This window comes from Caballeronia mineralivorans PML1(12) (assembly GCF_001028175.1).
GTDB lineage: Bacteria > Pseudomonadota > Gammaproteobacteria > Burkholderiales > Burkholderiaceae > Caballeronia > Caballeronia mineralivorans.
Map to the genome: position 1 here is coordinate 1 of NZ_AEJF01000110.1, position 2,049 is coordinate 2,049.

Below are 2,049 nucleotides of genomic sequence, written 5' to 3' on the forward strand. Positions count from 1 at the left end.
CCACCTGCCCGCCGCGTCGATCTCGGGCGGGCAGAAAAAGCTCCTCAGCATTGCCTGCGCGATGATGACCGAGCCCAAACTGCTGCTGCTCGACGAGCCCACTGCGGGCGTGCACCCCAACCTGCGTGGCGAGCTGATCGGCGAGCTGCGGCGCATTCACGGCCAGGGCGTGACGCTCGTCGTGATCGAGCACGATATGCACTTCATCCGTGAACTGTGCGATCGCTGCGTGGTACTCGACCGCGGCGCCGCGATCGCGAACTGCAAGCCGGCCGAGCTCGACAAGAACCGGCGCGTGCTCGACGCCTACCTGGGACGCTCGCACCGTGCCCCCCGGCCGCTGGAGGCGTCATGATCGAGGTCCGGGATCTCTTTGCGGGCTACACGCCGGAAGTCGACATCCTGCATGGCGTCTCGCTGCAGGTCGGGCCGATCGACATCGTGACGATCCTCGGGCCGAACGGCTGCGGGAAATCGACGCTGCTCAAGGCGATCGCGGGGTTCCTGCTGCCGCGCTCGGGAACCATCACGATGCACGGCCGGGATGTCGCGCGTATCCCCGTCAACCGCAAGGTCTGCGAGCACGGCGTCGGCTTCGTGCCGCAGACCGACAACGTATTCGGCACGCTCACCGTGCGCGAGAACCTGATGCTGGGCGGCCACGCGCTGTCGTCGTTCCCGCGCGAAGCGCGCATCGAGGAGCTGTGCGAGCAGTATCCCGTGTTACGCCACCGCTATCGCTCCCCCGCCTCGGCGTTGTCGGGCGGCGAACGCCAGATCGTGTCGCTCGCTCGCGCGCTGATGCCGAGGCCCGTGATGCTGCTGCTCGACGAACCGTCGGCCGGCTTGTCGCCGAAAATGGTCGACGAGGTATTCGACGCCATCGTCCAGATGCGCGACGCCGAACACATCGGTGTCCTGATGGTCGAGCAGAATGCGATCGAGGCGCTGCGCATCGCCGATCGCGGCATCGTGCTGACGATGGGGCGCGTCGCGCTCGCCGGGCCCGCCGCCGACCTGCTCGAGAGCGACGAGATGAGCCGGTTGTATCTCGGCGGGAGAGCCGCATGAATCCGTCCGCGGCCGATGCCGCTCCAGCCGGGACCGGCGCAAGTGGCGCCCGGCCGGCCACGATCATGGTCGCGGTCGCGTCGGGCTTCGTGATGGCGATGCTCGACGTCACGATCGTCAACGTGGCGCTGAAGGCAATGCAGGACAGCCTTTCCCTGTCGTTGACGACGCTCGTCTGGGTCGTCGATGCCTATACGCTGAGCTTCGCGGCGCTGCTGCTGCTGGGCGGTGCGCTCGCCGACCGGTTCGGCTCGAAGACGATCTACCTGACGGGTCTCGTGATCTTCGTGGCTGCCTCGCTGCTGTGCGCGGCGGCCACGACCTCGGCAATGCTGATTGCGGCCCGGCTGCTGCAAGGCGTCGGCGCGGCGCTCTTCATGCCGAGCTCGCTGAGCCTGCTGACGCTCGCGTTCCCTCCTGGAGCGCTGCGGGTCCGGATGATCGGCATCTGGGGCGCGCTGGTGTCCGCGGCGATGGCGTTCGGCCCGTTTGTCGGCGGTGTGCTCGTGAACGCCATCGGCTGGCGCAGCATCTTCTGGGTCAACTTGCCGGTGGGCCTGATCGGCCTGTGGCTGACGCATCGGCATGTCGCGCGCTCGCCGCGCCATGCCGGCCCGCTGAACGGTTTCGGCCATCTGTTCGGCGCGGCCGCGCTGACCGCGCTCAGCCTCACGCTGATCCAGCGCCGGCTGGACTTCGCCGGTGATCGTGGGCTGCGCACTCGCGACGCTCCTCGCGCTCGCCGCGTTCGTCGTGCGCGAGCGGCGCGCGCGCCACCGGATCTTGTCGATAGCCCTCCTCAACAACCCGCAATTCGTGGCGGGCAGCATCCTCGGACTCGCGATCAATTTCGCGATCCTCGCCGAGATTTTTCTGGTCAGCCTCTACCTGCAGCAACAACGCGGCGAGACTCCGCTGCAGACGGGCTTCCATCTGTTTCCGCTAATGGCGATGTTCGCCGCCGGCAATCTCGCCTCG

At 67.7% G+C, this 2,049-nt stretch carries 3 protein-coding genes; all 3 read left to right on the plus strand.

Going from position 1 to position 2,049, the window contains the following annotated elements; genetic code table 11:
- Positions 1–355: ATP-binding cassette domain-containing protein (locus EOS_RS17460; RefSeq protein WP_047847928.1), on the plus strand; the 355-nt coding region annotated here is incomplete at its 5' end.
- Complete coding sequence (locus EOS_RS17465) at positions 352–1,071, plus strand: ABC transporter ATP-binding protein (protein WP_047847929.1); 720 nt, start codon at positions 352–354, stop codon at positions 1,069–1,071. The genes EOS_RS17460 and EOS_RS17465, both read left to right, overlap by 4 nt.
- Positions 1,068–2,049 (plus strand): MFS transporter (locus EOS_RS17470; RefSeq protein ID WP_235442856.1); only part of this gene is annotated, 982 nt, incomplete at its 3' end. The genes EOS_RS17465 and EOS_RS17470, both read left to right, overlap by 4 nt.